Raw genomic sequence first — 26,009 nt, forward strand, 5'->3', positions numbered from 1 at the left:
GACTTTTGCCATGAAAAAACAGGTCGTGTTGTACAAGAAACTGTCGCCCGCGCTAATGGCGCGTCTGCAGGAACAGTGCGAAGTCACGCTGATCAATAGCCTCAACGCCGACGGCCTTATGCAACTGCGCGACGCCCTGCCCCGTGCCCATGGTTTGCTCGGCGCTAGCCTGAAGCTCGATGCCGTGTTGCTTGATCTGGCGCCGCAACTCGAAGCTATCGCTAGCGTTTCGGTAGGTGTCGACAACTACGACATCGATTACCTGAGCCAACGCAAGATCCTGCTCAGCAACACCCCGGACGTGCTCACCGAAACCACCGCCGACACCGGTTTCGCCTTGATCCTCGCCGCCGCCCGGCGTGTGGTCGAACTGGCGAACATGGTGCGCAGCGGGCAATGGAGCCGCAATATCGGTCCCGCGCATTTCGGCACCGATGTCCATGGCAAGACGCTGGGCATCATCGGCATGGGCCGCATCGGCGAAGCATTGGCGCAGCGCGGGCATTTCGGGTTTGGAATGCCGGTGATCTATCACAGCCAGTCGCGTAAGCCGGCGGTCGAGGCGCGTTTTGATGCGCAGTATCGAAGCCTTGAAGACTTGCTCAAGCAGGCCGATTTCATTTGCCTGACCTTGCCGCTGACGGCGCAGACCGAAGGCTTGATCGGCGCCGAGCAGTTCGCGCTGATGCGCCCGGAAAGCATCTTCATCAATATCTCGCGGGGCAAGGTGGTCGATGAGGCCGCGATGATCGATGCGCTGCGTCATCAGCGGATTCGTGCGGCGGGGCTGGATGTGTTTGAGCGTGAACCGTTGAATCATGATTCGCCGCTGTTGCAGCTGAACAATGTGGTGGCGACACCGCACATGGGCTCGGCGACGCATGAGACGCGTGAGGCGATGGCGCGGTGTGCGGTGGAGAATCTGTTGGCGGCGTTGGGTGGGGAGAAACCGGCGAATCTGGTGAATCCATCGGTTTGGCAGGGCTGAATTAATCGGTGACTGTAATGCCGCCTTCGCGAGCAGGCTCGCTCCCACACTGGATCTTCAGTGTTCACAAAACCAATGTGGGAGCGAGCCTGCTCGCGAAGAGGCCGGGACAGGCAACACAAAACCATCAGGCAATGCGCGCCTGTAAAAGCTGCGCCGCACACAACGCAATCCGCGCACAGGCATCCGCCAGTTTCACCCGATCCAGCACCAGCCCGATGCGAATATGCCCCGCCGCACTCGGCCCGAACGCCTCGCCGGCCAGCACCGACACGCCATAACCCTCGAGCAGCTGCTCGGCAAACGCCTGGGCACCGAGCCCGGTCTGGCGCACATCGACCATCACGAACATGCCGCCATCGGGGCGGATCGGATACAGCCCCGGGCAACCCTGCAAACGCTCGCAGACCAAATCGCGACGCAGGCGATACTCCTCGCGCATCTGCGTCACCTCCGGCAAATCGCTTTCCAACGCAATCTCCGCGGCTTTCTGCACAAAATCCGGCAACCCGAACAACATGCTCAGCGACAGATTGACCAAATGCTCGGCCAACGATTTCGGCCCGATCATCCAGCCGATGCGCCAGCCGGTCATGGCGTGGGATTTCGACAGGCTGTTGATGGTCGCCGTGCGTTCGGCCATGCCCGGCAAACTCGCCGGGCTGACGTGCTGACCTTCATACAGCAGCTCGCTGTAAACCTCGTCACTGATCAGCCACAAGTCATGGCGGATGCACAGCGCCGCCAATTCCTGCCAGATCAGCAGTGGCAGGCTCGCGCCAGACGGATTGTTCGGACTGTTCAACAGCATGGCGCGGGTTTTCGGCGTGATGCGCGCAGCGACATCGACCGGGTCGACACGAAAACCGTTTTCCGGACGCACCGGCACCGGCACCACCGTCGCGCCGCACGCGCCAAACACGCCTTCGTAGGTGACATACATCGGTTCGGCGACGATCACTTCATCACCCGGATCCAGCACACATTGCGCCACCGAATACACCGCGCATTGCGCGCCGGGCATGACGATCACGTGGTCAGCATCCACCGCGTGCCCGCTGCGCTGACGATGGCGGTCGGCAATCAGCTTGCGCAGCGCCAAACGGCCACGTACTTCGGAATAATGGGTATCGCCGGCCAGCAAGCTGTCGATCGCGCCGTGGACAATCGGCAGCGGTGTGTCGAAATCCGGATCGCCGATGCTCAGCAGCAGGATATCGACACCCTCGGCGCGCAACTCCAGCGCTCGGTCGTGAATCTGCCAGGCGGCGGCTCCTTCTCCGGCGATTCGTTGGGTCAAGGCTGAATAGCGCATGTACGTCTCCTGATTGCGCGGTCTCCAGCCTTCACCGTATCTCAAATCACGAAACGCGCCACCATGGCGTTCAAATCCACCGCCAGACGCGACAATTCGTGGGTCGCGGCGCTGGTCTGATTGGCCCCGGCGGCCGATTGCGTAGCCAGATCGCGGATATTGACCAGGTTGCGGTCGACCTCGCGCGAGACTTGCGCCTGCTCTTCCGAAGCACTGGCGATGACCAGGTTGCGCTCGTTGATCTGGTGGATCGACTGGGTGATCTGCTCCAGCGCAACACCGGCCGCGCGGGCCATTTCCAGGGTGGACTGGGTGCGCTGGTTGCTTTGCTGCATCGACGAAACCGCTTCGCCGGTGCCGTTCTGAATGCCGGCGACCATTTTTTCGATTTCCTGAGTCGACTGCGCGGTGCGATGGGCCAATGCCCGAACTTCGTCCGCCACGACCGCAAAACCACGCCCGGCCTCACCGGCACGCGCTGCTTCGATCGCGGCGTTGAGCGCCAGCAGGTTGGTCTGTTCGGCGATGGCACGGATTACGTCGAGCACCTTGCCGATGTCGCGGCCCTGCGCGGCGAGGCCTTCGATCATCTGCGCGGTGTTCTGCACGTCGTGGGTCATGGTCTGGATCGCGTCGACGGTTTTCACCACTTGGTCGCGACCTTCACGGGCGGCATGGGTCGACTGGTTCGAGGCTTCCGAGGTCGACACGGCGTTGCGCGCCACTTCCTCGACGGCGGCGGTCATCTCGTTGACGGCGGTGGCGGCTTGTTCGATTTCGTTGTTCTGCTGCTGCAAGCCACGGGAGGCTTCTTCGGTCACCGCGCTGAGTTCTTCGGCAGCAGCGCCCAGCTGCGTGGCGGAACCGGCGATCTGCTCGATGGTTTTGCGCAAGTTGGTTTGCATGGTGGCGAGCGCCTGCAGCAACTGCGTAGCTTCATCCTTGCCATCGACTTCGATGACTTTGGTGAGGTTACCGTCAGCAATGGTTTGCGCTGCCTGCACGGCACGGTTCAGCGGCGTGACGATGCTGCGGGTCAGCAACCAGGCCAGTAGCACCGTGGCAAAGGCTGCGAAAACAGCGACGATAATGATGCCGGTGATGGCGCTGTCATAATATTGGCCGGCCTGAATCGAAGCGGTTTTCGCGTCGGAAGCATTCATGACGATCAGTTTATTGAGCTGCTCGCCCATCTGGTCGGTACCGTCCTTGATCCGCGTGTTGATCAGGCTGCGCATCTCGTCGAGTTTGTCCTGGCGCGACAGCTCCATCATCTGGTTCTGCGCTTGCAGGTAGTTGTCCAGCGTGGTCGCGAAGGTCTGGTACAACGCCCGTTCTTCCGGACTTGCCGGCAGTGCGGCGTAACGGGCCTGGGCGGCGCGAACCTTGTCGACCAGAACGCCGATGCGGGTCTGCGCTTCCTGCAACCCGGCCGCTTCGCGATTGACCAGCACGCGGAACGACAGAATCCGCAGACGCAGGACGTTTTCTGTCACTACGGCAAGTTGCGTCACGCTGGGAAGTTGCGTCGAATCCATCTCGACGGACGCCTGCCGGATGATCGACATACGGTTGACGGCGAACACGCCGAGCACGATCACCAGCAAGGCGATAAAGGCAAAACCGAGGAAGGCACGGGGCGCGATATTCAGGTTACGCAGGGACATAGTTGAGCTCTCGAAAGATAGAAACTACGAGCGTCCATGCGTCATCACTGGCCCGAGGGGGGCGGGCTCAGTCCGGCGTCACTGTTTTAGGTAGTTATGTGCGCGCCTGTTAGCTGTATCGGCCAGGCTTTAGGAAGATTGCGGGACAAGAGCAACTATTTTTCAGGGTGTTACAAGATTGAAACACCCTGTGAGCCTGTTTCACACGTTGTTTTTGGCCATTTGCCAGACGCGGGCAATGTCCGTTGCGCGTTCACGCAGCAGGCGCGGTGCTTCGGCGCAGGCCTGTTCCAGCGTCATCGGCCCGCTGGTCACGGCGAATGCCGCGTCGATGCCGTGATCGTAGAGTTCTTGGTAACCCTCGCCCAACGTTCCGGCGATGACGATCACCGGCACGGCGTGCTGTTTGGCAATCCGTGCGACACCGAACGGCGTCTTGCCGCGCAAGGTCTGCGCATCGAAGCGCCCTTCCCCGGTGATCACCAGATCGGCACCTTTGACCGCTTCGGCGAGGCCGACCAGTTCGGCAACCACTTCTACCCCGGCCTGAAATTGCGCCCCGAGAAACGCTTTGGCGGCAAAACCCAAACCGCCCGCCGCGCCGCTGCCCGGCTCGTCACGAACGTCTTTGCCCAGGGCCTGCGCGCACAGTTCGGCGAAGTGGCCCAACGCCTGATCGAGTTGCTGCACCTGAGCCGGCGAGGCGCCTTTCTGCGGGCCGAAAATCGCCGAGGCACCGTGCGGGCCGCACAGCGGGTTGTTCACGTCAGCAGCGATGTCGAAACGCACCTGTGCCAGACGCGGGTCGAGTTCGCTCAGGTCCAGTTGTGCCAGTTGCGCCAACGCCAGACCGCCAGGTACCAGCGATTGACTCTGCGCATCAAGCAACTTCACGCCCAACGCTTGCATCGCCCCGGCGCCGCCATCATTGGTTGCACTGCCGCCAATCGCCAGAATCACCCGTTGCGCGCCGGCATCCAGCGCTGCGCGAATCAGTTCGCCGGTACCGAAGGTGCTGCTGATGCAGGCATCGCGTTGCCTCAACGGCACCAATTGCAAGCCGCTGGCCTCGGCCATTTCAATGATTGCGGTGTGGTTGTGCGGCAACCAGCCCCATGCAGCGTCGACGGCTGTGCCCAGCGGGCCGCGCACGCGGGTGCGGCGCAGTTCGCCTTCGCAGGCAGCGAGAATCGATTCGACCGTTCCTTCGCCGCCATCAGCCATTGGGCATTTGACCAAGGTCGCGCGCGGCCAGACCTGCGCCAGGCCGAGGGCAATGGCGTCGGCGACGCCTTGGGCACTGAGGCTGTCCTTGAACGAATCGGGGGCGATGACGATCTTCATGGGAATTCTCCGGTTGCAATGCCCCTCATGCTGCCAGTCGGCCTGCGCGTTGACGCCTGTCCGCTGCACAAGTGGCGGGGGCGTTTATTGTTCATTTTCACAAAAGGCTCTGCGGTGAATGTACCGCCGCCATCGCGAGCAGGCTCACTCCTACAGGGGAATGCATTCCAAATGTAGGAGTGAGCCTGCTCGCGATGGCGTCCAGAAGAACGCCTCATGCCGACAGGTCGGTCTGCGGCAGCAGCTGCACCCCGAGATACAGCGCCAGCATCCCGTCCAGCCTGAGCGGATCAACCCCACTCAACTCGGCAATCCGCTCCATCCGATAACGCAAACTGTTGCGATGAATCCCCAACGCATCGGCACAGGCCTGACTCTGCCCGTCGTGGTCACACCAACTGCGCAACGTCGCCAGCAACTGGCCGTTGCCGTCCTTGGCGATCACCTTGCGCAACGGTTTGAGCAATTCGTCCAGCGCATCGTCATTGCGATGCCGCCACAGCATCACCGGCAAGCGATAGCGGTTCAGCGTCAGCAGCCGCGAGTGCGGCAACACTTCCCGGCCATAGGCGAGCAAGTCGCCCACACGCCGATAACAACGGCGCAGCCCCGCCAACCCGTCCGCCTGCCCGCCCACGGCAATACGCAGAATCTTCCAGCCGAGGCCGTCGAGTTTTTCCAGCAAGCGATCATGCTCGAGGTGCTGACTTGCCGGTCGACACCACAGCAGCGATGACTTCGCCGAACTCACGCACCAGCTATCGGGATAACGCGACATCAACCAGGCACTCAGCGCCTCAACGGTTTGCCCCGGCCCATGTTCAAGGCCCAGCTCGAACAGATACGGCACCCGCGTCAATTGCGGTTTGAGTCCAAGCTGCTGCGCCTCATCGACCAGGCGCGGCGAGTCCCCCGCCTCGCTCAACAGCAACGCCAGCAGATCATCGCAACGCTGGCGCCGCCATTGCTGCTCGGCCTGCTGATTGCGCTGGCCGACGAGCATCTCGGCGGTCATGCGCACCAGTTCGGCATAAGTGCGCAACTGCTCCGGTTCGCCGGTGATGCCGAGCACGCCGATCAAGCGCTGATCGAGCAACAGCGGCAGGTTGATGCCCGGCTGCACACCTTTCAAATGCACGGCGGTCTGCGCGTCGATCTCTACCACTCGACCGTTGGCCAGCACCAGTTGCGCACCCTCGTGACGGGTGTTGATGCGCTCCGGTTCACCGCTGCCGAGGATCAGCCCCTGGCTGTCCATGACGTTGACGTTGTAGGGCAAAATGGCCATGGCCCGGTCGACGATGTCCTGGGCGAGGTCGTGATCGAGTTCGAACATGATGGGCAAGATCCTTGAAAAACGCGGCAGTCGGTTGTTCACCCGCACAGGGTCTGGCGGCAAACCCTGTGCTCAGGCACAAAGACAATCCGGCCAAAGGTGACCGAGACTCTCGGGGCGATCAACGTTACCCTTTGCATCGCAAAAAATCATAATAAAGAGAGAGCCGCTATGTCGCAGAGCGCCGCAGCTACCCAGACCATCGATGACGATAAAAACGCCGTCTACAAACGCATCACCCTGCGTTTGATCCCCTTCATTTTCATCTGCTACTTGTTCAACTACCTCGACCGGGTCAACGTTGGATTTGCCAAACTGCAGATGCTCGATGCACTGAAATTCAGCGAAACCGTGTACGGCCTCGGTGCCGGGATCTTCTTCATCGGCTACGTGCTGTGTGGCGTGCCGAGCAATCTGGCGCTGAGCAAATTCGGCCCACGGCGCTGGATCGCCGTGATGATGATCACCTGGGGCACGCTGTCGACCTGCCTGCTATTCGTCACCACCCCGACCGAGTTCTACACCCTGCGGCTGTTCACCGGTGCGGCCGAAGCCGGGTTCTTCCCGGGCGTCGTGCTGTACCTTTCGCAGTGGTTCCCGACCTTCCGCCGTGGGCGGATCATGGCGTTGTTCATGTCGGCGATCCCGGTGTCCGGTTTGCTCGGCAGCCCGTTCTCTGGCTGGATTCTCAATCACTTCGCGGCGGGCCAGGGTGGTTTGGCCGGCTGGCAGTGGATGTTTCTGCTGCAAGGCATTCCGACGGTGATCCTCGGTACCCTTGCCTATTTCCTGCTGAGCGACAGCTTCGCCAACGCCAAGTGGCTGAGCCCGCATGAGCGTGCGGTGCTGGAAGCGGATCAGGCCGAAGATTTGGCGAACAAACCGAAAACCACCTCCGATTCGCTGCTGGCGGTGTTCAAGAACCCGGCGATCTGGGCGTTCGGCCTGATTTACTTCTGCATTCAGAGCGGCGTGTACGCGATCAACTTCTGGTTGCCGTCGATCATCAAGAACCTTGGTTTCAGCGATAACCTGGTGATCGGTTGGCTGAGTGCGATTCCGTATCTGCTGGCGGCGGTGTTCATGCTGGTGGTCGGGCGTTCGGCGGACCTTCGTAAAGAACGTCGCTGGCATTTGGTGGTGCCGATGCTGATGGGCGCGATCGGTCTGGTGATTGCGGTGAACTTCGCGGCTAACCCGGCGATTGCGATTCTCGGTTTGACCATTGCAACCATGGGCGCGTTGACCGGCCTGCCGATGTTCTGGCCGGTGCCGACGGCGATGTTGAGTGCCGGTGCTGCGGCCGGTGGGCTGGCGTTGATCAACTCGATGGGACAGATGGCCGGGTTCCTCAGTCCGTACCTGGTGGGTTGGGTCAAGGACAGCACCGGTTCGACCGATGCGGCGTTGTATTTGCTGGCGGGAGTGATTGTTGGCGGGAGTCTGCTGGCGTTGCGCATGACGCGGACGTTGCGGGCTTGAGGTTTTGATGCAGAGTAGAACGGCCTTTTTCAAGGCCGTTTTTTATTGGGGTTTCGACTTGGATTTTGTGCTGTTCTGGAGATCTTTTCCCCCTCACCCCAGCCCTCTCCCCCAGGGGGGCGAGGGGGAAAGGGAGCCGATTGCCGTGCTTTTCAAGATTTGAGTTCGACTCGGGAAAAGGGAGCCGATTTTGGTGCTCTTCAAGACTTGAGTTCGACTCGGGAGGGGGGAGCCGATTTTGGTGCTTTTCAAGACCTGAGTTCGACTCGATATCGCACGTCGGTGTACCTCGTTCAAACACCTCGGTCAGTCCCCTCTCCCTTCGGGCGGTCCGACGTTTCGGGAGGGTTAGGGTGAGGGCTGTGCTTTGGCGTCCAGCTCAATCACCAGACCACCCGGCATCTGCACAAAAATCTGCGCAATCCCCTCGCCCGGCACCTGCGCCAGTTGATACGGCAATCCACTGTCACGCACCCGCTGCAACACCGTTTCCGCCGCTTCATCGGTTCGAAAAGCAATGTGGCTCAATTCAGTGTCATCGGGCAACGGCCGCTCAATCACATGCACCACCGCGTGCTCATCCTGATACAGCCAGCGACCGGGAAACGGAAACGGCGGCCGACGGCCCGGCTTCAACCCGAGCAACTTGGCGAAATCTTCCTGCAAGGTCTGCCCGTCAGCGGTATTGAACGCCAGGTGATCGAATGTCCAGGTCATACGCCTCTCCTGCGATAGTTGATTGATTGCAGTATCCAACCTTGCCAATCACGAAAAAATCCCGCAAAAACGCAAAGATCTTTAAAGGATTTTTAGCAATGAGCTCGATTCTCGATCTGGAAATTTTCGTCCGTGTCGCCGATGCTGGCAGCATTTCCGCCGCTGCTCGCGCGCTGGAGCTGACGCCAGCCGCCGCCAGTATTGCGTTGAAACGCTTGGAAACCCGCCTCGGTATCCGTTTGTTCGCACGCTCCACCCGCAGCATTCGTCTGACTGAAGAAGGTCGGCGTTATCTTGAAAGCGTGCGCTTGGCACTGGCGGCGCTGGCCGAGGGTGAACAGGCACTTAAACAACAAAGCGAAGGCCTGAGCGGCGTGTTGCAACTGGCTGCGCCGTCGGACTTCGGGCGCAATGTGTTGTTACCGTGGCTCGACGATTTCAAGCGCGAACATCCGAACATTCAACTGCAATTGTTGCTCAACGACCGGCACGCCGATCTGTTTCGCGAGACCGTCGATGTAGCGCTGCGCTTTGGCGTGCCAAGCGATTCAACGCTGGTGGCGTTGCCGATTCTGCCGCAACACCGGCGGGTTGCCTGTGCCAGTCCTGACTATCTGGCGCGCCATGGCACCCCGCAACATCCCGGTGAATTGTCCGGGCACAGCGCCCTGCTCTACCTGCGCAATGGCCGGCCCTACAACAGCTGGCGTTTCAGTCGCGGCGATGAAACGCAGGAAGTGGAAGTCCATGGCGACTACCTCAGCGACGACGGCGAAGTCGCCCGCCGCTGGGCGCTGGCCGGACATGGCATCGCGTACAAAGCCTGGCTCGACATTGCCGAAGACGTCCGCGCCGGGCGCTTGGTAACGTTGTTCGATGATTGGCAAGGTGAAAGCGTGCCATTCAATTTGCTGTGTCCGCATCGGGTGCAGGTGTCGGAACGGGTCAGGGTGTTGCAGGGGTTTCTGCAACAGCGCTGTGCAGGATTGAGCCAATAATTCACTTTGCCGCATCGCACGCTTCTGGTATTTGATTAACCCTTTCCCACCGACAAAAGGATTTCGGCATGAGCTTTCGCACACTCGGTCACTCAGGGTTACAGGTGTCCACCCTCACCCTCGGCACGATGATGTTTGGCGAGCAGACCAGCGCCGAAGATTCGCTGCGCATCATCAACAAGGCCTGGGATCAGGGAATCAATTTCATCGACACCGCCGACGTCTACACCAACGGCCGTTCCGAAGAGATCGTCGGTGAAGCGATTGCCCGTCATCGACATGAGTGGGTGCTGGCGACCAAGGTCGGTTTCGGCCCCGTGGACGGTGTGCCGAATCGCAGCGGTTTGAGCCGCAAACACATCTTCAATGGTCTTGAGGCCAGTCTGACTCGCTTGGGCACGGACTATCTCGACATCTATTACCTGCACCGTGAAGACCACAACACGCCGCTTGAAGTGAGTGTGTCGGCGATTGGCGATCTGATTCGTCAGGGCAAGATCCGCTATTGGGGTTTGTCGAACTATCGCGGCTGGCGGATTGCCGAGGTGATACGAATCGCCGATAAACTCGGCGTTGACCGTCCGGTGATCAGTCAGCCGCTTTACAACATCGTCAACCGTCAGGCCGAGACCGAGCAAATCACGGCGGCGCACGCCTATGGCCTTGGTGTGGTGCCTTACAGTCCGCTGGCCCGTGGCGTGCTCAGTGGCAAGTACGCGCCGGACGCGACACCGGACGCGAACAGCCGCGCCGGGCGTCAGGACAAGCGCATTCTGGAAACCGAGTGGCGCGTGGAATCGTTGCGCATTGCCCAACAGATTCAGCAATACACTGAGCAACGCGGGGTCGGCATGGTCGAGTTTGCGATTGCCTGGGTGTTGAACAACGGCGCGGTCACATCGGCGATTGTCGGGCCGCGCACTGAAGCGCAATGGGATGCGTACACCCTGGCGCAGACTGTGAAGATTACGGCTGAGGATGAGGCGTTTATCGATTCGCTGGTAACACCGGGGCACTCATCGACACCCGGGTTCAACGATGTGAGTCATTTTGTGTCTGGGCGTAAACCGCGTTCGGCTTGAAGTAAGCAGATTGGGGGCGCAATACAAATCCATTGTAGGAGCGAGCCTGCTCGCGAAGAGGCCGGCACATTCAACATCTGCGTTGTCTGGCACACCGCTTTCGCGAGCAGGCTCGCTCCCACAGGTTTTGTGCTTATCTTCAGGATGTGGGGAATATTGACCACTTGGCCAATATTCAGCACAAAAACCACGTATCCTTCGCGCCCCATTTGACCATCAACCCGCGAGGACAGTTTGTCTAAAGGTATCGCTCTATCGGTTTCAGCCTCGGTACTGTTTGCCGTCATGTATTACTACACCTCGTTGCTCACGCCGTTGAGTGGCGTGGAAATCTTCGGCTGGCGGATGCTGCTGACCGTTCCGTGCATGACCGTGTTCATGCTGGTGTCCGGGGAATGGCGGCGGGTGCTGGAGCTGGTTCGGCTGATGGCGGCAAAGCCGAAATTGATCGCAGGCCTGATCGTTTCGGCGGCCCTGCTCGGTGTGCAATTGTGGCTGTTCATGTGGGCGCCGCTCAACGGCTACAGCCTCGATGTTTCGCTGGGCTACTTCCTGCTGCCACTGGCGATGGTGCTGACCGGGCGGATTGCCTACGGTGAGAGCCTGTCGTATCTGCAAAAAGTCGCGGTGTTTTTCGCCAGCCTGGGCGTGCTCAATGAGCTGTATCAGGTCGGCGGCTTTTCCTGGGCGACGCTGGTGGTCGTGGTGGGCTACCCGCTGTATTTCGTGCTGCGCAAATTCCTGAAAACCGACAACCTCGGCGGACTGTGGGTCGACATGACCCTGATGTTGCCGGTCGCGTACTGGTTCGTGCAGGGCGGTGAACAAGGCATGGCCGTGTTCGATCAATATCCGGGGCTGATGTGGCTGATTCCATTGCTTGGGTTGATCAGCGCGTCGGCGTTGGTGGTGTACATCATTGCCAGCCGTTTGCTGCCGTTCAGTCTGTTTGGCTTGTTGAGTTATGTTGAGCCGGTGCTGTTGCTGGGTGTGGCGTTGTTGCTCGGTGAGAGCATCAAGTCCGGGGAATGGCTGACGTACATTCCGATCTGGCTGGCGGTTGTGGTGCTGGTCTTTGAAGGCTTCAAACACCTGATGCGGCAACGCCGCCCCTGACTGCAACTACAAAAATGTGGGAGCGAGCCTGCTCGCGAATGCGATCTTTCATTCAACATCGTTGCTGATTGAACGGACGTATTCGCGAGCAGGCTCGCTCCCACAGGTTTTGTATGAAGCAAAAAAATCCCGGCACTGCATCTCTGCAGGCCGGGATTTTTTCAGTTCAGTGGCGGATTACTCGGTTGCGAGTACACCGCGACGCACCTGATCACGCTCGATCGACTCGAACAGCGCCTTGAAGTTGCCTTCGCCGAAACCATCATCGCCTTTGCGCTGGATGAACTCGAAGAACACCGGGCCCATCAGGGTTTCCGAGAAGATCTGCAGCAGCAGACGCTTGTCGCCCTGCTCCGAGGCGCCGTCGAGCAGGATGCCGCGCGATTGCAGCTGATCAACTGGCTCGCCGTGATTCGGCAGACGACCTTCGAGCATTTCGTAGTAGGTATCCGGCGGCGCGGTCATGAAGCGCATGCCGATTTTCTTCAACTGATCCCAGGTCTTGATCAGGTCGTCGGTGAGGAACGCCACGTGCTGGATGCCCTCGCCGTTGAACTGCATCAGGAACTCTTCGATCTGGCCCGCGCCTTTGGACGACTCTTCGTTCAACGGGATGCGGATCATGCCGTCCGGTGCAGTCATCGCTTTCGAGGTCAGGCCGGTGTATTCGCCCTTGATATCGAAGTAACGGATCTCGCGGAAGTTGAACAGCTTCTCGTAGAAGTTCGCCCAGTAGGCCATGCGACCGCGATACACGTTGTGGGTCAGGTGGTCGATGATCTTCAGGCCGGCACCGACCGGGTTGCGATCAACGCCTTCGATAAACACGAAGTCGATGTCGTAGATCGAGCTGCCTTCGCCGAAACGGTCGATCAGGTACAGCGGCGCGCCGCCAATGCCTTTGATCGCCGGCAGGTTCAGTTCCATCGGGCCGGTTTCGATGTGGATCGGCTGCGCGCCGAGTTCCAGTGCGCGGTTGTAGGCTTTTTGCGAATCCTTGACGCGGAACGCCATGCCGCAAACCGAAGGGCCGTGCTCGGCGGCGAAGTACGAAGCGACGCTGTTGGGTTCGTTGTTGAGAATCAGGTTGATCGCGCCCTGACGGTACAGGTGCACGTTCTTCGAGCGGTGGGTGGCGACTTTGGTGAAGCCCATGATCTCGAAGATCGGCTCCAGGGTGCCCGGTACCGGCGATGCGAGCTCGATGAATTCAAAGCCCATCAGGCCCATTGGGTTTTCGTATAAATCTGTCATGGTGACGCCTCATCATTCTTATCAAATTAACCTGGGTTATTTGTCAGTCTGCGAGGTCGGTGGGTGGCGCACAGGAGATGCCACGCACACTGCGGGCGAGGAAGTCACCGTAGATCAGTTGAAACCCGAATATCTTCATTGTCGACCCAAGGCTCTTGCGGGCGAGGCTTCTGCTGCCAGAAGACGATTATTATTGTATGCGTAAACCGATTCTACACAGCGTAAATAGGCTTGTCTGCTCTCTCTATAAAATCCGCTTTTTTGCGCCTCGCGCAAGGGGTTTGTTGCACAGGTAAATGCCGATCAGGATCAGCGCTCCGCCCATGCACATGGCCGCCGTGAGTTGCTCGCCCAGTAACAGCGCGCCAAGGATGACCGCCGTCAACGGGTTCAACGCGATAAACACGCCGCTGCGCGTCGCGCCGATTTTACGAATACCATCGTAGTAGCCGATGTAGGCCAGCGCCGAGCCGAGGACGCCGAGGTAGATCAGGCTCAGCCATTGCGGCAGGCCGAGGTTATTCAGCGCACCCCAGCTCAGCTCGCCGCGTACGGCCGCCAGAACCCACAACATCAGCGTGCCGATCAGGATCGAGTACGTCACGGTCTGCACTGGCCCCAGCGTCTGATTCAGCTCTCGGGAAAACAACGAATAAACGCCCCATCCCATGACACAGCCGAGAATCAACAGATCACCGATCCATGCATCGGGCGTTGCAGCCAGTAATTGCGGATTGCGACTGACGATCACCAGACCAGCGCCGACAATACAGGTCGCGATGCCGGCGACTTTCATCCGGCCCAGACGCTCTTTGAACAACCACCACGAGGCGAGACCGATCACTGCCGGGTTCAACGCGACGATCAACGAGGCGCGCGAGGCGTTGATGTATTGCAGGCCGTAAAAGAAGCACAGGTTGTAGAAGAAAATCCCGAAGAACCCCAACAGCATCAGTTGCAGCCACTGCCGTGGAGTCGGCCGCGCCAAGGGGATCCGCGCCAGCCATAAAAAGCCGAGCAACGCCGCACTGGCCAGCAAAAAGCGCAGGCTGGCGGCGAATACCGGGCTCAGGCTATCGGCCAGAAAACGCCCGGCGACAAAGGTCCCGCCCCAGATCATGGTGACCGCCGCCAGCGTCAGGTAAACGGGTATGTCGGATGAAATTGTGTGCAGCTGCTCGGCGTTGCGCATGACGCTCCAGACCTGGGAACTTGAGGAATGCCGTATCATTCACCTCATTCCCTGTCATCGTAAAATGAGCAAATACTCATGACCCTTACGCAACTGGAGATTTTCTCGCTGGTCGCCGAACTGCGCGGCTTTACCCTCGCCGCTCATCGGTTGGGGATTTCACAGTCGGCGGTGTCCCACGCGATGAAATCGCTGGAGCAGGAACTTGGCGTCGAGCTGCTGCGTCGGCACCAGTCGGCAGTGGAACTCAGCGATATCGGCGAACAATTGTTGCTGCGTGCCCGCGCCATGCTCGGCCTGGCCAACACTCTGCGCCAGGAGGCCGCCGATGCTCGCGGGATGAAAAGCGGCACCTTGCGCATCGGCTCGTTCGGGCCAACTTCGTCGATCAAACTGTTGCCCAATATTCTGCGACGCTATCGAGAAGCGCATCCGGGCATCGAAGTGCACATCGATGAAGGCCCGGACCGTCAAGTGACTCAATGGTTGGAAGAACGGCGGATCGACATCGGTTTCGTAGTGCTGCCCGAAGAGCGTTTCGACACGTTCGCCCTGATCGAAGACCAGATGGTTGCCCTTCTCCCTATCAGCCATCCGCTGGCAGCACGGTCGGCGTTGAGCCTCAAGGACTTGTGCGACACCCCGTTCGTGCTGACCGAGGCCGGTTCAGCGGAACTGGTGTCGCGGTTGTTCACGGCCGCGCGTTTGCAACCGAACATTCGGTATCGCTGCTCGCAACTGCTCAGCACCCTCGACACGGTCAGCCGTGGCGATGCCATCACGATTGTCGCCGAAGGGTCATTGCCGGACGATGCCTCACCTCGCTACGTGAAGAGGCCGTTGTTGCCCGCCGTGCAGCGCGAGGTTGGACTTGCCGTCCTCGATCAGCGCCAGGCCTCCCCTGCCACCCTGGCTTTTATCGAATTGGCGACGCGGATGAACTACTGATGAGCGGCGCGAGCGCCTTCTGCCATCTATCATCCCCTCTGGCTGATGCGTTTTTCAGCGGCGCGCCGTTATCCGGCCTGCATTCGAGAGCCCCACTCCATCGCGACAGGATGCGCCCATGCCGTTGACCGTCAGACCCCGCCGCAAGCGCAGCACCCGCATCGTTTTTACACTGCTCAGCGGTTTGCTTCCGGTGCTGCTGGGCAGTGCAATTCTTTATATGCAAGCCGAACGCACGCTGGAGCAAGGCTCACAACAGACTGCCGAAGAGGCGTTGCGCCAATTCGAGTTGATGCTCGACAACACCGCCCAGGCCGCCCATCAATTGCTGCCACTGGCCGGCCAGACCTGCGAGAACGTCAAACTCGCCTTGCGCGAGCAAGTGACCCGCCGCCCGTTCGTGCGCTCGACCAATCTGGTGTGGGACGACAACCTCTATTGCAGCTCGTTGTTTGGCGACTATAAAGAGGCCGTCAACGCAGGCGACTACAACCAGGGCAAGTTGTGGCTGATGAATGGCAACCCGGTGACACCCAACACCGCTCTGCTGGTCTATCGGCTCAGCGAAGGTCGCGGCGGTGCCCTGACAACATTGGACGGTTACCATCTAAGCAACATGTTGCGTCTGATCGGCCGGCACATGCTGCTGGTGTTGCAAGTAGGCGACAACTGGCTGTCGGCCGACGGCAAAGTGCACAGTGGCGCCCTGCCCGCATTGCCGATAGCGCAAAACAGCTTGGACTCCTCCCGTTATGCGTTCAGCGTTTCTGCGGGTTTCCCCGAGGGCGAAACCTGGCGCTACATGGCCGATGAGTATCCGCCGCTGTTCAGTCTGTTGATCTTTTTTGGCGTGGTATCGGGGGCCATCGGCCATGTTTTACAGAAGCGCTCCACTTCACCGAGCCACGAGATGCTCCGCGCGTTGGAGGCAGGCGAGTTCATTCCTTACTTTCAGCCCGTGGTGCACGGCGACAGCAAGGCATGGTCGGGGGCCGAAGTATTGATGCGCTGGACTCATCCCAAAGAAGGTTTGGTGCGCCCGGATCTGTTTATTCCGTTCGCCGAGCATTCGGGGTTGATCGTGCCGATGACTCGCGCACTGATGCAACAAACCGCAGCGCTGTTAGGCCCATTGTCACCGACGCTCACCCCGCCGTTTCATATCGGCATCAATATCACCGCGAGCCACTGCAAAGACCTGGAGTTGGTGGACGACTGCCGAACGTTCCTCGCCGCGTTCGCGCCCGACAGCATCAGCCTGGTACTGGAGTTGACCGAACGCGAATTGATCGAGCCGACCGACATCACCCGGCAATTGTTCGAGCAACTGCACGCGCTGGGCGTGAAGATCGCGATTGACGACTTCGGCACCGGCCACTCGAGCCTCGGCTACTTGCGCAAATTCAATGTGGACTTCCTCAAGATTGATCAGAGTTTCGTCGCCATGATCGGCATCGATGCGCTGTCCCGACACATTCTCGACACCATTATCGAACTGTCGGCCAAGCTTGATTTGGGTATTGTGGCCGAAGGTGTCGAAACTCAGGCGCAGGCCGATTATCTGACCGCACATCACGTCAACTTTCTGCAAGGCTACCTGTTCGGCAAACCGATGCCGGCAGCGGACTTCATCTGCGCATTAACTCACCATTAACTAAGCCGGATTAAGACGAGCGTACCGACCAGACGCACCAAATTGATACAAAAGACCGCTGTTGTTACATGAAGACAACATCAGGATTTACTCTTGGCGCATTAACTACTACAATTTTTTCAACCTGAGCAAGATTGGCAGGTGAGCCATTTATCACCGAGTCGCTTCAAGGCTCTTGGCTTACAGCTTTGTTTGCGGTTGGTATCAGCCAAATACACTATTGGAGTAAAGATATTGTCCAGACTCGCTGAATTTCGTGCAGCTGAAAAGGCCCTTCAGGAACAGCTCAAGCAGCTGGAATCGCTGAAGAACGATGCCGGGCTCAAGAAAGAAATCGAATTCGAAGAAAAGCTCCAGGGGCTGATGAAACACTACGGCAAAGGCCTGAAAGACATCATCGCCATTCTCGATCCGAACCCGGCAAAATCCGGTCTGCAGACCTCTGCAGCACCTAAAACCCGCCGCGCTCGCGTGGTCAAGGTTTATCACAACCCGCACACCGGTGAACTGATCGAAACCAAGGGCGGCAACCATCGCGGCCTGAAAGCCTGGAAGGAACAATACGGTGCAGCTACCGTTGATTCCTGGTTGCGCGGTTAATCCGACGCCAACAAAAAAGCCCTGCATGATGCAGGGCTTTTTTATTGACAATATCTAACAAATGAAATGAATTTCATCTAACAATTTCGACTTTTCTGTAACGTGGCTGAGTCAGACAGCTAAACATTTTGCTGCGCAATGTTGCGATCGCAGCCCTGCGTTAAACTTTGTGCTTAATCCCTTCGGGTATCTAATCAAGCCATGAAGAGTACAGCGACTTAAAGTTTCAAGCTGTTTCTCACCGCCACTATCTCGTCTGCGCTTGCCTTATAAACCTCTGCCTGCCCAGCGTAGGAAAGAACATAAGCCTTGTCCGCCTCGACCGCCGCGACCAAGGTTTGCGACAACACATGCCGACCGTTTTCGGTGATCGTGCAAGTGGTTTCCAGTGCTGACAAAGTACCCAGCGTGGCCGGATGCACTTTGTTGCAGACACTTTGGTAGCCACCCTGGAAGAAGTCCTTCTGTATCGACTTGCGCATTTCCAGCAGCACGCCTTTCAGATTGACCTGATGCCCCTTCTCAACCTGAGTCATGGTCAATTCCATCACCATCACCTGATTGCCATCGGCGTCGTTTTTGACCCCACGCTGGCGGAAAACCTGCGCAGTCGCCTCAGGCAGCGCCTCGACTTGCCAACCGGCAGGCCAGGTGATGCTCGGTTCGTCCGCTGACGCGCACACCACCGCAAGCGACAATAAAGAAAAAACAAACACGGATTTGAACAGTCGGATCATTGCCGGACGCACTCGCAGATTGAGCGGTAAAGTCTGAGGCTCGCCCGCACGCAGGGCAAGTCTGCCCTTTCATTTGGCGATGCCGACAGGCATGCGTATCATTGCGCCCATTCACTCGCCCATAGTTATTGGAGGGCCCATGAGCCTGCACGAACTCAACACTTTCCCCGGCGTCACCGCCACGCCAGACAGCGCCACCCGTAATTTTGTCTTCAACCACACCATGTTGCGCGTCAAAGACATCAGCAAATCCCTGGACTTCTACACCCGCGTGCTGGGTTTCTCGTTGGTTGAGAAGCGTGATTTCCCGGAAGCCGAGTTCAGCCTGTATTTCCTCGCGCTGGTCGACAAGGCACAGATCCCGGCCGACGCCGCTGCGCGCACCGAGTGGATGAAGTCGATTCCAGGCATTCTGGAATTGACTCACAACCACGGTACTGAGAACGACGCCGATTTCGCCTATCACAATGGCAATACCGATCCGCGTGGTTTTGGCCATATCTGCATTTCGGTTCCGGATATCGTGGCAGCGTGCGCACGCTTTGAAGAGCTGGGTTGCGACTTTCAGAAGCGCCTGACCGATGGCCGTATGAAAAGCCTGGCCTTCATCAAGGACCCGGATGGTTACTGGGTCGAGATCATTCAGCCTGCGCCGCTGTAAAAGCAAAAGCCCCTCACCCTAACCCTCTCCCGGAGGGAGAGGGGACTGATTGGGGGATATTGGAGAATTACGCCGACTTGAACGATTGGCATTGAATCCATAATCGACTGGATCTTTCAGGTCGATAGACAGCGCCAGACACCTCGGTCGGCTCCCTCTCCCTCGGGAGAGGGAACTGATTGGGGGATATTGGAGAATTACGCCGACTTGAACGATTGGCATTGAATCCATAATCGACTGGATCTTTCAGGTCGATTGACAGCGCCAGACACCTCGGCCGGCTCCCTCTCCCTCGGGAGAGGGAACTGATTGGGGGATATTGGAGAATTACGCCGACTTGAACGATTGGCATTGAATCCATAATCGACTGGATCTTTCAGGTCGATGGACAGCGCCAGACACCTCGGCCGGCTCCCTCTCCCTCGGGAGAGGGAACTGATTGGGGGATATTGGAGAATTACGCCGACTTGAACGATTGGCATTGAATCCATAATCGACTGGATCTTTCAGGTCGATTGACAGCGCCAGACACCTCGGTCGGCTCCCTCTCCCTCGGGAGAGGGAACTGATTGGGGGATATTGGAGAATTACGCCGACTTGAACGATTGGCATTGAATCCATAATCGACTGGATCTTTCAGGTCGATTGACAGCGCCAGACACCTCGGTCGGCTCCCTCTCCCTCGGGAGAGGGAACTGATTGGGGGATATTGGAGAATTACGCCGACTTGAACGATTGGTATTGAATCCATAATCGACTGGATCGTTCAGGTCGGCGGACAACGCCAGACACCTCGGTCGGCCCCCTCTCCTTCGGGAGAGGGAACTGATTGGGGGATATTGGAGAATTACGCCGACTTGAACGATTGGCATTGAATCCATAATCGACTGGATCGTTCAGGTCGGCGGACAACGCCAGACACCTCGGTCGGCCCCCTCTCCTTCGGGAGAGGGCTGGGGTGAGGGGCCGCTTTTTTCGCGCAATAAAAAAACCCATGATCGCTCACGGGTTTTTTCATTTCTGGCCTGACAGTTATGCCGGAGCCGAAGTGCGGATCAAATGATCAAAAGCGCTCAGAGAAGCCTTCGCACCCTCGCCCACCGCAATCACGATCTGCTTGTACGGCACAGCCGTCACGTCACCGGCAGCGAAGATCCCCGGGATCGACGTCTCACCACGGTTATCGACAATGATCTCGCCACGCGGCGACAGCTCGATGGTGCCTTTCAGCCAGTCGGTGTTCGGCAGCAACCCGATCTGCACGAAGATCCCTTCCAGCTCGACAGTGCGCAACTCATCAGTATTGCGATCCTTGTAACGCAAACCGTTGACCTTCTCGCCATTACCGGTGACTTCAGTGGTTTGCGCGCTGGTGATCACGGTGACGTTCGGCAGGCTGTGCAGCTTGCGTTGCAATACGGCGTCGGCTCGCAGTTGTACGTCGAACTCCAGCAGCGTTACGTGCGACACGATCCCGGCCAGGTCGATGGCTGCTTCAACGCCGGAGTTACCGCCGCCAATCACCGCCACACGCTTGCCTTTGAACAGCGGACCGTCGCAGTGCGGGCAGTACGCCACGCCTTTGTTGCGGTATTCCTGCTCGCCCGGCACGTTCATTTCACGCCAGCGCGCACCGGTCGCCAGAATCACGCTCTTGGCTTTAAGGGTGGCGCCGCTGGCGAAGTGAACTTCGTGCAACTCGCCGTTCTTGCCCGGGATCAGCTTGTCGGCGCGTTGCAGGTTCATGATGTCGACGTCGTACTGCTTGACGTGTTCTTCCAGCGCGGTGGCCAGTTTCGGCCCTTCGGTTTCCTGTACGGAAATGAAGTTCTCGATGGCCATGGTGTCGAGCACCTGCCCGCCGAAACGCTCAGCCGCGACGCCGGTGCGGATGCCTTTACGTGCAGCGTAAATCGCTGCCGAAGCACCGGCCGGGCCACCGCCGACGACCAGCACATCGAAGGCCTCTTTGGCGCTGATCTTCTCGGCCTGACGCTCGATCGCGCCGGTGTCGAGTTTGGCGAGAATCTCTTCCAGGCCCATGCGGCCCTGACCGAAGTTTTCACCGTTCAAGTAGATGCTCGGCACGGCCATGATCTTGCGATCGTTGACTTCGTCCTGGAACAGCGCGCCGTCGATAGCGACGTGGCGGATGTTCGGGTTAAGCACGGCCATCAGGTTCAGCGCCTGGACCACGTCCGGGCAGTTCTGGCAGGACAGCGAGAAGTACGTCTCGAAGCTGAACTCGCCTTTGAGCGAGCGGATCTGCTCGATCACTTCAACACTGGCTTTCGATGGGTGGCCGCCGACTTGCAGCAAGGCCAGCACCAGCGAGGTGAACTCGTGGCCCATCGGGATGCCGGCGAAACGCAGACTGATGTCAGCGCCCGGGCGGTTGATCGAGAACGATGGCTTGCGTGCATCATCACCGCTGTCGATCAAGGTAATTTGGCTCGAAAGACTGGCAACGTCTTTCAGCAGGTCCAGCATTTCACGGGATTTCGCACCGTCGTCGAGGGAGGCAACGATCTCGATCGGCTGGGTGACCCGTTCCAGGTACGATTTCAACTGGGCTTTAAGATTGGCGTCCAACATACGGGCGATTTCCTTTATTTGAGGCGAAAAAAAGCCCGAGCGAATCTCGCCCGGGCATTTTTATGGGGCGGTGCAGCTAACTTAAGTAGGTGCGGAGATCCGCCCCGAGTTGCGTGTCACAGACTTAGATCTTGCCGACCAGGTCCAGGGACGGCGCCAGAGTGGCCTCGCCTTCTTTCCACTTGGCTGGGCAAACTTCGCCTGGGTGAGCAGCGACGTACTGAGCAGCCTTGATCTTGCGCAGCAGCTCGGAAGCGTCACGGCCAACGCCGCCATCGTTCAGTTCAACGATTTTGATCTGGCCTTCAGGGTTGATCACGAAGGTGCCACGGTCAGCCAGGCCAACTTCTTCGATCAGCACGTCGAAGTTGCGGGAGATGGCGTGGGTCGGGTCGCCGATCATGGTGTATTCGATTTTGCCGATGGCTGGCGAAGTGTTGTGCCAGGCAGCGTGAGCAAAGTGGGTGTCGGTGGAAACGCTGTAGATTTCTACGCCGAGTTTCTGGAAAGCAGCGTAGTTGTCAGCCAGGTCTTCCAGCTCGGTTGGGCAAACGAAGGTGAAGTCGGCTGGGTAGAAGAACACGACCGACCACTTGCCTTTCAGGTCAGCGTCCGAGACTTGAACGAAGTCGCCGTTTTTGAACGCGGTAGCTTTGAACGGTTTTACTTGGCTGTTGATGATAGGCATTGATGACTCTCCGTCAGGGGTTATGAAGTTGATGGGTGAATCCTACCCACTCACTCGACGGATGGCTCATTGGCAAACCTGATGCTGCTGATTTGTTTTCGCTATTAGCTGACTGTATTAATAGAAGAAAACGATATCTACGACGAAGCCGGGTTATCCGTAATCCGAGCCATCCCTTGGAATGGGCTGGCTTCAACATAGCGCATCGCGGACTTCATATCCTTCCAGCCGACGTAGCTCATCAACGATTTCAGATCCCAGCCACTTTGGTGCGCCCAAGTCGCGAAGCCTCGACGCAAGGAATGGCTGGTGTAGTTTTCGGCGGCAATGCCCGCACGCTGCAAGGCCTGGCGCAGTAGAGGAATGATGCTGTTGGCGTGCAACCCCTCCTCGTTCAGATTGCCCCAGCGGTCGATACTGCGAAAAACCGGGCCACGCACCAGCGCCGCTTCGGTGATCCAGTCGATATAGGCCTGCACCGGGCAAAGCTTGAGTAGCGCCGGGGCTTGATAAGTCTGCCCTAGATTTTCTCGATCTCCCTTGCTGCGTGGCAGATACAAGGTGATGCCTTTGCCGGCGTGCGCCTGCACGTGCTCGATCTGCAAGCGACACAACTCGTCGCTGCGGAAGCCGCGCCAGAATCCCAGCAGAATCAAGGCACGATCGCGGTAAGCCTTGAGGAGTAGCGGGCGGTCCTGCTGCTCTCTCGCGGTTTGCACTTCATGCTCAAGCCAATCGATGACGCGTTGCAAATCCTGCAACTGCAATGGCTCGGCCTGTTTCTCTCGCGCTGGATGCAATGCGCGAATGCCTTTGAAGACCTTGCGCACCACCGGCGCCTTGGTCGGATCGGCAAACCCTTGGCTGTTGTGCCATTGCGCCAGCGCCGACAAACGCAGCTTCAGCGTGTTGATCGACAACTCCTCAGCGTGCGCCACCAAATACCGCGCAACGCTGTCTGCGGTTGCCGGCAAGAACCCGCCCCACTTCATTTCGAAATGCTCGATGGCCGCGCGGTAGCTGCGGCGAGTGTTGTCACGGGTGGCGGCTTGCAGATAGCGATCCAGATCGCTCATGGGCTGTTTTCTCGCTGGCGTACTGAGGCTGGGATGCAGAAGCGCATTTTGCCGTCTGACACTGGGTAATACCAGTATATCCCGTGTCTTTATTATCAAAGGTTTACCTTTATTTTCTGAATGGTACACTGCGTACTTTAGTGGCATGTACCACAGTACGTAACCGTAGGAGTTGACATGGCCCGTGGCGGCATTACCAAAGCCCTGGTGCAGATCGCGCGCACAGCGATCCTCGCCCGTGGCGAACACCCGAGCATCGATGCAGTACGCATTGAAATGGGCAACACCGGCTCGAAAACCACGATCCATCGCTATTTGAAAGAGCTGGATGACGGCGCGCAGCCGATTGAAGCCTCGGCAGAACCCATCGATGATGAGTTGACTGCCCTCGTCTCGCGCCTCGCCCAGCGCCTCAAAGAACAGGCGCAAGAGCCTATCGAGCAAGCCCGCGAGCAGTTCGAGGAACAGCGCGAAGCACTGGAATCGGAGCTGCAACAGACTCGCCAGGCCCTGGAAAAGCTCGAACACGAGCACGACATTCAAGGCGCCGCACTGGAGCGCGAGTCCGAAGCGCTTGGCAACACCCGCTCGATGCTGCAAACCGAGCAAACCCGCAATGCCGGGCTGAATCAGGCATTGGCCGATTTTGAATTGCGTTTGCAGGACAAGGACGAGCAGATCCGCTCGCTGGAAGAAAAACACCTGCACGCCCGTGACGCACTAGAGCACTATCGCAACGCCACCAAGGAGCAGCGCGAGCAGGAACAGAGCCGTCACGAAGCACAGGTGCAGCAGATTCAGGCCGAGTTGCGTCAGGCGCAGCAAAGTGCACTGGTCCGCCAGGACGAGATCACGCAACTGCACCGCGACAACGAACGCCTGCTCACGGAAAACCGTGGCACGCAGCGCGAACTGAGCCTGATGCAGGATCAGCTCAAGCAGAGCAATCAGCGTCAGGATCAACTGCTCGAGCAAGCGACCCGCGTCGACAGTGAGCGCACCCTCCTCCAGGAACGCTTGCGCGTTGCGACACTGGAAAGCCAGACACTCAAACAGAGCGTCGAAGAGCAGACGCTGCTCAACCAGTCACTGGAAAAGGAATTGAACAAGGCTCACGCAAGCCTGGAAGAAAGCCAGCGTCTGGCGGCTACCGTTGCGGCAGCGCCAGACTCAGCCAAGCCGAAAGACGCTTAAGCGCCGACCGGCGTACGCATGGTGACGAATTCTTCGGCGGCCGTTGGGTGAACCCCGATCGTGTCGTCGAAGTCACGCTTGGTCGCGCCAGCCTTCAGCGCAATCGCCAGGCCCTGCACGATCTCGCCAGCGTCCGGGCCGACCATATGGCAACCGAGCACCTTATCGGTTTTGCCGTCGACCACCAGCTTCATCAGGGTCTTTTCCTGACACTCGGTCAGCGTCAGCTTCATCGGCCGGAAACGGCTTTCGAAAATCACCACATCGTGACCAGCTTCGCGCGCTTCTTCTTCGGTCAAACCGACCGTGCCGATGTTCGGCAGACTGAACACCGCCGTCGGAATCATCTTGTAATCCACCGGACGGTACTGCTCAGGCTTGAACAGACGGCGCGCCACGGCCATGCCTTCAGCCAGCGCCACCGGCGTCAGTTGCACGCGACCAATGACATCGCCCAGCGCCAGAATCGATGGCTCGCTGGTCTGGTATTGCTCGTCGACTTTGATGAAGCCTTTGTCGTTGAGCTGCACATCGGTGTTTTCCAGGCCCAGATTGTCGAGCATCGGGCGCCGGCCTGTGGCGTAGAACACACAGTCAGCTTCCAGCACACGACCATCCTTGAGGGTGGCTTTCAAGCTGCCGTCGGCCTGCTTGTCGATACGCGCGATGTCGGCATTGAACTGCAGATCCAGGCCGCGCTTGGTCAGCTCTTCCTGCAAATGCTTGCGCACCGAACCATCGAAACCGCGCAGGAACAGATCGCCGCGATACAGCAGCGTGGTGTTCGCACCGAGGCCGTGGAAGATGCCGGCAAACTCGACCGCGATATAACCGCCGCCAACCACCAGCACACGCTTTGGTAGCTCCTTGAGGAAGAACGCTTCATTGGAACCGATCGCGTGCTCGCGCCCCGGAATCTCCGGAATCTGCGGCCAGCCACCGGTAGCAATCAGAATGTTCTTCGCGGTAAAGCGCTCGCCATTCACTTCAACTTCATGCGGGCCAACGATCTTCGCGTGCGCCTCGTGCAAAGTCACGCCACTGTTGACCAGCAGATTGCGATAAATGCCGTTGAGACGATTGATCTCGCGATCCTTGTTGGCGATCAGCGTCGCCCAATCGAAATTCGCTTCACCCAGGCTCCAGCCAAAACCGGACGCCTGCTCAAAGTCTTCGGCGAAATGCGCACCGTACACCAGCAACTTTTTCGGTACACAGCCGACGTTAACGCAGGTGCCGCCCAGATAACGGCTCTCCGCCACCGCCACTTTCGCGCCGAAACCGGCCGCAAACCGCGCAGCGCGCACACCGCCGGAACCAGCACCAATCACATAAAGGTCAAAATCGTAGGCCATTTCTATCTCC

22 protein-coding genes are annotated in these 26,009 nt (G+C 58.7%); 10 read left to right on the plus strand and 12 right to left on the minus strand.

Annotation, left to right across the window (positions count from 1 at the left end; genetic code table 11):
• Nucleotides 1-10 precede the first annotated feature (10 nt).
• Nucleotides 11-988 (plus strand): 2-hydroxyacid dehydrogenase, encoded by a 978-nt coding sequence (locus ACOYXJ_RS25345; RefSeq protein WP_460372203.1) that lies wholly within the window; start codon nucleotides 11-13, stop codon nucleotides 986-988.
• 127 nt (nucleotides 989-1,115) lie between these two features.
• Here ACOYXJ_RS25345 and ACOYXJ_RS25350 read toward each other — a convergent pair whose 3' ends face one another.
• The 4 genes from ACOYXJ_RS25350 to ACOYXJ_RS25365 all read right to left on the minus strand — a co-directional run bounded on the left by ACOYXJ_RS25350 (nucleotide 1,116) and on the right by ACOYXJ_RS25365 (nucleotide 6,650).
• A complete protein-coding gene (locus tag ACOYXJ_RS25350) occupies nucleotides 1,116-2,303 on the minus strand; it encodes a pyridoxal phosphate-dependent aminotransferase (protein WP_460372205.1) in 1,188 nt (395 codons plus the stop codon).
• A 41-nt stretch (nucleotides 2,304-2,344) separates the two neighbouring features.
• Nucleotides 2,345-3,970, minus strand: coding sequence for a methyl-accepting chemotaxis protein (locus ACOYXJ_RS25355; protein ID WP_460372207.1), 1,626 nt, complete (start codon nucleotides 3,968-3,970; stop codon nucleotides 2,345-2,347).
• A gap of 201 nt (nucleotides 3,971-4,171) precedes the next feature.
• The gene (locus ACOYXJ_RS25360) at nucleotides 4,172-5,314 is read right to left on the minus strand and encodes a glycerate kinase (RefSeq protein ID WP_460372209.1); all 1,143 of its coding nucleotides are present in this window, start codon (nucleotides 5,312-5,314) and stop codon (nucleotides 4,172-4,174) included.
• A 214-nt stretch (nucleotides 5,315-5,528) separates the two neighbouring features.
• A complete protein-coding gene (locus tag ACOYXJ_RS25365; RefSeq protein WP_150793418.1) occupies nucleotides 5,529-6,650 on the minus strand; it encodes a sugar diacid recognition domain-containing protein in 1,122 nt (373 codons plus the stop codon).
• Nucleotides 6,651-6,821: 171 nt separating this feature from the next.
• Here ACOYXJ_RS25365 and ACOYXJ_RS25370 point away from each other — a divergent pair, with 171 nt between their 5' ends.
• The gene (locus tag ACOYXJ_RS25370; RefSeq protein ID WP_460372211.1) at nucleotides 6,822-8,132 is read left to right on the plus strand and encodes an MFS transporter; all 1,311 of its coding nucleotides are present in this window, start codon (nucleotides 6,822-6,824) and stop codon (nucleotides 8,130-8,132) included.
• 348 nt (nucleotides 8,133-8,480) lie between these two features.
• On the opposite strand, the gene ACOYXJ_RS25375 is transcribed toward ACOYXJ_RS25370, so the two are convergent.
• Entirely contained in the window at nucleotides 8,481-8,849 is a 369-nt protein-coding gene (locus ACOYXJ_RS25375) for a VOC family protein (protein ID WP_460372213.1), read from the minus strand.
• 98 nt (nucleotides 8,850-8,947) lie between these two features.
• Here ACOYXJ_RS25375 and ACOYXJ_RS25380 point away from each other — a divergent pair, with 98 nt between their 5' ends.
• From ACOYXJ_RS25380 to rarD, 3 genes are all read left to right on the plus strand, one after another.
• Nucleotides 8,948-9,847, plus strand: coding sequence for a LysR family transcriptional regulator (locus ACOYXJ_RS25380; protein WP_460372215.1), 900 nt, complete (start codon nucleotides 8,948-8,950; stop codon nucleotides 9,845-9,847).
• 68 nt (nucleotides 9,848-9,915) lie between these two features.
• Nucleotides 9,916-10,929: an aldo/keto reductase gene (locus tag ACOYXJ_RS25385; protein ID WP_460372217.1), complete on the plus strand. Its 1,014-nt coding sequence runs from the start codon at nucleotides 9,916-9,918 to the stop codon at nucleotides 10,927-10,929.
• 234 nt (nucleotides 10,930-11,163) lie between these two features.
• Nucleotides 11,164-12,045 carry an EamA family transporter RarD gene (gene rarD / locus ACOYXJ_RS25390; protein WP_150707112.1) on the plus strand — a complete coding sequence of 294 codons (882 nt, stop codon included), beginning with the start codon at nucleotides 11,164-11,166 and terminating at the stop codon, nucleotides 12,043-12,045.
• Between the two features lie 177 nt (nucleotides 12,046-12,222).
• On the opposite strand, the gene hppD is transcribed toward rarD, so the two are convergent.
• Together hppD and ACOYXJ_RS25400 are read right to left on the minus strand one after the other, a co-directional pair.
• Nucleotides 12,223-13,299: a 4-hydroxyphenylpyruvate dioxygenase gene (gene hppD / locus ACOYXJ_RS25395; protein WP_016984437.1), complete on the minus strand. Its 1,077-nt coding sequence runs from the start codon at nucleotides 13,297-13,299 to the stop codon at nucleotides 12,223-12,225.
• Between the two features lie 244 nt (nucleotides 13,300-13,543).
• Nucleotides 13,544-14,491, minus strand: a complete 948-nt coding sequence (locus ACOYXJ_RS25400) for a DMT family transporter (protein ID WP_460372220.1) — start codon at nucleotides 14,489-14,491, stop codon at nucleotides 13,544-13,546.
• A 78-nt stretch (nucleotides 14,492-14,569) separates the two neighbouring features.
• Here ACOYXJ_RS25400 and ACOYXJ_RS25405 point away from each other — a divergent pair, with 78 nt between their 5' ends.
• The 3 genes from ACOYXJ_RS25405 to ACOYXJ_RS25415 all read left to right on the plus strand — a co-directional run bounded on the left by ACOYXJ_RS25405 (nucleotide 14,570) and on the right by ACOYXJ_RS25415 (nucleotide 17,693).
• Nucleotides 14,570-15,439, plus strand: a complete 870-nt coding sequence (locus tag ACOYXJ_RS25405; protein ID WP_460372222.1) for a LysR family transcriptional regulator — start codon at nucleotides 14,570-14,572, stop codon at nucleotides 15,437-15,439.
• A 118-nt stretch (nucleotides 15,440-15,557) separates the two neighbouring features.
• Nucleotides 15,558-17,093 (plus strand): EAL domain-containing protein, encoded by a 1,536-nt coding sequence (locus ACOYXJ_RS25410; protein WP_460372224.1) that lies wholly within the window; start codon nucleotides 15,558-15,560, stop codon nucleotides 17,091-17,093.
• A gap of 234 nt (nucleotides 17,094-17,327) precedes the next feature.
• Nucleotides 17,328-17,693 carry a histone-like nucleoid-structuring protein, MvaT/MvaU family gene (locus tag ACOYXJ_RS25415; RefSeq protein ID WP_077573093.1) on the plus strand — a complete coding sequence of 122 codons (366 nt, stop codon included), beginning with the start codon at nucleotides 17,328-17,330 and terminating at the stop codon, nucleotides 17,691-17,693.
• Nucleotides 17,694-17,911: 218 nt separating this feature from the next.
• Here ACOYXJ_RS25415 and ACOYXJ_RS25420 read toward each other — a convergent pair whose 3' ends face one another.
• Nucleotides 17,912-18,430: a DUF4946 domain-containing protein gene (locus ACOYXJ_RS25420; protein ID WP_460372227.1), complete on the minus strand. Its 519-nt coding sequence runs from the start codon at nucleotides 18,428-18,430 to the stop codon at nucleotides 17,912-17,914.
• Nucleotides 18,431-18,569: 139 nt separating this feature from the next.
• Between ACOYXJ_RS25420 and gloA the strand changes: the two genes are divergently transcribed.
• The gene (gene gloA / locus ACOYXJ_RS25425) at nucleotides 18,570-19,091 is read left to right on the plus strand and encodes a lactoylglutathione lyase (protein ID WP_038368197.1); all 522 of its coding nucleotides are present in this window, start codon (nucleotides 18,570-18,572) and stop codon (nucleotides 19,089-19,091) included.
• Between the two features lie 1,032 nt (nucleotides 19,092-20,123).
• On the opposite strand, the gene ahpF is transcribed toward gloA, so the two are convergent.
• The 3 genes from ahpF to ACOYXJ_RS25440 form a co-directional block, all read right to left on the minus strand.
• Complete coding sequence (ahpF, locus tag ACOYXJ_RS25430; protein ID WP_460372230.1) at nucleotides 20,124-21,686, minus strand: alkyl hydroperoxide reductase subunit F; 1,563 nt, start codon at nucleotides 21,684-21,686, stop codon at nucleotides 20,124-20,126.
• A gap of 124 nt (nucleotides 21,687-21,810) precedes the next feature.
• Nucleotides 21,811-22,374 (minus strand): alkyl hydroperoxide reductase subunit C, encoded by a 564-nt coding sequence (gene ahpC, locus ACOYXJ_RS25435; protein WP_007912224.1) that lies wholly within the window; start codon nucleotides 22,372-22,374, stop codon nucleotides 21,811-21,813.
• Nucleotides 22,375-22,511: 137 nt separating this feature from the next.
• On the minus strand, nucleotides 22,512-23,450 hold the full coding sequence (locus ACOYXJ_RS25440) for a site-specific integrase (protein ID WP_460372232.1): 939 nt from the start codon (nucleotides 23,448-23,450) through the stop codon (nucleotides 22,512-22,514).
• Between the two features lie 177 nt (nucleotides 23,451-23,627).
• Here ACOYXJ_RS25440 and ACOYXJ_RS25445 point away from each other — a divergent pair, with 177 nt between their 5' ends.
• Nucleotides 23,628-24,644 (plus strand): DNA-binding protein, encoded by a 1,017-nt coding sequence (locus tag ACOYXJ_RS25445; RefSeq protein WP_460372234.1) that lies wholly within the window; start codon nucleotides 23,628-23,630, stop codon nucleotides 24,642-24,644.
• On the opposite strand, the gene gorA is transcribed toward ACOYXJ_RS25445, so the two are convergent.
• Nucleotides 24,641-25,999, minus strand: a complete 1,359-nt coding sequence (gorA, locus tag ACOYXJ_RS25450; RefSeq protein WP_460372236.1) for a glutathione-disulfide reductase — start codon at nucleotides 25,997-25,999, stop codon at nucleotides 24,641-24,643. The two genes, ACOYXJ_RS25445 and gorA, sit on opposite strands and share 4 nt — an antisense overlap.
• Nucleotides 26,000-26,009 lie beyond the last annotated feature (10 nt).

The organism is Pseudomonas sp. Tul2A7 (assembly GCF_054790505.1).

Excerpts from the sequence above, each read along its gene's own strand:
- hppD (WP_016984437.1), bottom strand. The coding sequence starts at position 13,299 with ATGACAGATTTATACGAAAACCCAATGGGCCTGATGGGCTTTGAATTC.
- ACOYXJ_RS25360 (WP_460372209.1), bottom strand. The coding sequence starts at position 5,314 with ATGAAGATCGTCATCGCCCCCGATTCGTTCAAGGACAGCCTCAGTGCC.
- ACOYXJ_RS25405 (WP_460372222.1), top strand. The coding sequence starts at position 14,570 with ATGACCCTTACGCAACTGGAGATTTTCTCGCTGGTCGCCGAACTGCGC.
- ACOYXJ_RS25380 (WP_460372215.1), top strand. The coding sequence starts at position 8,948 with ATGAGCTCGATTCTCGATCTGGAAATTTTCGTCCGTGTCGCCGATGCT.
- gorA (WP_460372236.1), bottom strand. The coding sequence starts at position 25,999 with ATGGCCTACGATTTTGACCTTTATGTGATTGGTGCTGGTTCCGGCGGT.
- ACOYXJ_RS25440 (WP_460372232.1), bottom strand. The coding sequence starts at position 23,450 with ATGAGCGATCTGGATCGCTATCTGCAAGCCGCCACCCGTGACAACACT.
- ahpC (WP_007912224.1), bottom strand. The coding sequence starts at position 22,374 with ATGCCTATCATCAACAGCCAAGTAAAACCGTTCAAAGCTACCGCGTTC.
- ACOYXJ_RS25365 (WP_150793418.1), bottom strand. The coding sequence starts at position 6,650 with ATGTTCGAACTCGATCACGACCTCGCCCAGGACATCGTCGACCGGGCC.
- ACOYXJ_RS25400 (WP_460372220.1), bottom strand. The coding sequence starts at position 14,491 with ATGCGCAACGCCGAGCAGCTGCACACAATTTCATCCGACATACCCGTT.
- ACOYXJ_RS25385 (WP_460372217.1), top strand. The coding sequence starts at position 9,916 with ATGAGCTTTCGCACACTCGGTCACTCAGGGTTACAGGTGTCCACCCTC.
- ACOYXJ_RS25420 (WP_460372227.1), bottom strand. The coding sequence starts at position 18,430 with ATGATCCGACTGTTCAAATCCGTGTTTGTTTTTTCTTTATTGTCGCTT.
- ACOYXJ_RS25370 (WP_460372211.1), top strand. The coding sequence starts at position 6,822 with ATGTCGCAGAGCGCCGCAGCTACCCAGACCATCGATGACGATAAAAAC.
- ACOYXJ_RS25345 (WP_460372203.1), top strand. The coding sequence starts at position 11 with ATGAAAAAACAGGTCGTGTTGTACAAGAAACTGTCGCCCGCGCTAATG.
- ACOYXJ_RS25445 (WP_460372234.1), top strand. The coding sequence starts at position 23,628 with ATGGCCCGTGGCGGCATTACCAAAGCCCTGGTGCAGATCGCGCGCACA.
- gloA (WP_038368197.1), top strand. The coding sequence starts at position 18,570 with ATGAGCCTGCACGAACTCAACACTTTCCCCGGCGTCACCGCCACGCCA.
- ACOYXJ_RS25355 (WP_460372207.1), bottom strand. The coding sequence starts at position 3,970 with ATGTCCCTGCGTAACCTGAATATCGCGCCCCGTGCCTTCCTCGGTTTT.
- ACOYXJ_RS25375 (WP_460372213.1), bottom strand. The coding sequence starts at position 8,849 with ATGACCTGGACATTCGATCACCTGGCGTTCAATACCGCTGACGGGCAG.
- ACOYXJ_RS25410 (WP_460372224.1), top strand. The coding sequence starts at position 15,558 with ATGCCGTTGACCGTCAGACCCCGCCGCAAGCGCAGCACCCGCATCGTT.
- ahpF (WP_460372230.1), bottom strand. The coding sequence starts at position 21,686 with ATGTTGGACGCCAATCTTAAAGCCCAGTTGAAATCGTACCTGGAACGG.
- ACOYXJ_RS25350 (WP_460372205.1), bottom strand. The coding sequence starts at position 2,303 with ATGCGCTATTCAGCCTTGACCCAACGAATCGCCGGAGAAGGAGCCGCC.